Annotated in this window: 1 protein-coding gene and 2 pseudogenes; 2 read left to right on the top strand and 1 reads right to left on the bottom strand. The window is 44.8% G+C overall.

The window, feature by feature from the left end:
* Nucleotides 1–1,367, top strand: a 1,367-nt coding sequence (locus WCO51_12520; protein MEI6514076.1) for a thioesterase domain-containing protein, incomplete at its 5' end; no start/stop codon positions are given.
* Between the two features lie 90 nt (nt 1,368–1,457).
* Here WCO51_12520 and WCO51_12515 read toward each other — a convergent pair.
* Nucleotides 1,458–1,628, bottom strand: a pseudogene (locus WCO51_12515) (IS1595 family transposase).
* Nucleotides 1,629–1,705: 77 nt separating this feature from the next.
* Between WCO51_12515 and WCO51_12510 the strand changes: the two are divergent.
* Nucleotides 1,706–2,334: pseudogene (locus tag WCO51_12510) on the top strand (IS6 family transposase).

The raw sequence follows: 2,334 nt of genomic DNA, 5'->3' as shown, positions 1-2,334 counted from the left end.
CTATTGAGTATCTGGGGCGTATTGATCACCAGGTTAAGATTCGCGGGTATCGTATTGAGCTGGGTGAAATTGAATCTGTGCTAGCACAACATCCTATGATAAATGAAGTTGTTGTGACCGTTCGAGAAGATCAACCCGGAGATAAACGCCTGGTTGCTTACCTTACCTACTCGCAACATGAGCTGCCAAACGTAAACGCAATACGTCTTTTTTTAAAGGAAAAGTTACCGGAATACATGGTGCCTTCTGCCTTTGTTTTACTGCATAAATTGCCGCTTACCCCCAATGGCAAAATTGACCGAAAAGCCTTGCCTGCACCCGAACAAACACGCCCTGAATTTGAACAGTCCTATGTTCCGCCGCGTTCGCCTATGGAAGAAATGCTGGTCTCTACTTGGCGCGAGGTTCTGAATATTGACCAGATTGGCATTCATGATAATTTCTTTGAACTGGGCGGCCATTCGTTGTTAGCGGTTAAGATGATTACTGAGATTAATAAACTGTTCAATACCGACTTACCCTTGGGCGTAATTTTCCAATCCCCAACAGTTGAAGAACTAGGCATAATAATAGAGTGTGGCAACCAGCAACCTTCATGGTATTCTCTAGTTCCAATTCAGACGCAAGGTTCACGCCCGCTCCTATTTGCGATTCACACAGGACTCCAAGCCTTGCCCCGGCATCTGGGAAAGGATCAGCCACTCTATTTTCTAAGATATGGCATAGCAGCAGAAAGTAGTAATCATCCTGTTCGTTTACCACTTATGGAAGATTTGGCTAGTCACTATATTAAAGAACTGCAACAGTTGCAACCGCATGGCCCCTACTATTTGACAGGGTTTTCCTTTGGTGGCTTGATAGCCTATGAAATGGCATGCCAATTAGTTGCAAATGGGCACCGAGTAAACTTATTGGCATTGCTGGATACACACCTGAAATGGGAAAAGCAGTCGAAGCCCTATCATCGGATTATCCATCAGCTTTTTAAACTGAGCCCAAGAGAGTCCTTGCTACAGATCAAAAATAAACTTGATTATCTGCTAACACCGGAGGATCAGAGCACGGATTTTTGGCCTCACATTTTTAAAGTTGGACCTGACTTGGCCTGTTGGAAAGGTTATCAAACAAAACCTTATAAAGGCAGGGTAATATTATTTCAAGCATCTGAACGGGATTCAATATTTTTTACCCCTATCGCTCCAGAACAAGCATGGAAAGAACTTCTGGGTGATAGGCTAGAAGTTCAACAGCTTTCCGGGGGGCATTTTGATATATGTAGTAAAATGCCTCATGTTAAAATCCTAGCTGAAAAATTAATGGCTTGTATGGATAAAGCGGTAGTGGGTGAAATCTGTAATCATGTGTAAATATTGAGTCCAAATTCGACTTTATTGATCAGCAAGCCTATGACCATATCATGCATCAATTCCTGCTTCGAAAAGCAAATAGTTTCCTGATTAGCAAGATGCTTCAGCTGACCAAAGCCATGCGTCTGAGCGAGGTCCGACAGTGATGGCAGCTACGAGCAAACGCTTCGGAAGTGTATCGAGCTGGAAGCGACGGTTGAAGCGATAGACAAACGCCGCCAGATAGCGCGAGGCGTATTTTGCGAAATCAAAGGCATGATAAGCGGTTCTGTTGCGTTAGCAGAGGAAGCCACACTTACGGTAAACTAAGTGCCCCAAAAACAGCTTAAACTACCCTCATGATCGACTTCAAAGGACACCGCTTCGAAAAAAACATCATCCTGCTCTGTGTGTGCTGGTATCTAATCTATTCGCTCAGCTACAGTAACCTTGAGGAAATGATGCGCGAGCGCGGCGTCGAGGTTGATCATTCCAACATTTACTGCTGGGTCTAAAAGTTCACATCGCAGTTGGAGGCAGTCTTTCGAAAAGGCAAGTAGCGTCCGGTCGGCAAGAGTTGGAGGATGGATGAGACCTACATCAAGATCAAGAAAAAGTGGAAGTACCTCTACCGTGCCATCGATAAGGAAGGTCAAACCGTTGATTTTCTATTGACGGCCAAACGGGATAAGAAAGCCGCTCTGCGCTTTTTCAAGAAAGCGGTTCGGCAACATGATCTACCGGACAAGGTCACGATCGATAAGAGCGGCGCCAATACCGCAGCTATCAAGGCACTCAAGGAAGAAACCGGTCAAGAGATCGAGATACGCCAGATCAAGTACCTGAACAATCTAGTTGAGCAAGATCATCGATCTATCAAACGGATCGTTCAACCAATGATGGGGTTTAAATCCTTTCCCTCGGACAGGGTCACCTTGCAAGGTATCGAACTCATGCATATGATCAAGAAAGGCCAGATGATTTCGAT

The sequence above is a fragment of the bacterium genome (assembly GCA_037131655.1).
Taxonomy (GTDB): Bacteria; Armatimonadota; Fimbriimonadia; order Fimbriimonadales; family JBAXQP01; genus JBAXQP01.
This window is presented reverse-complemented; position numbering and strand designations above follow the sequence as displayed.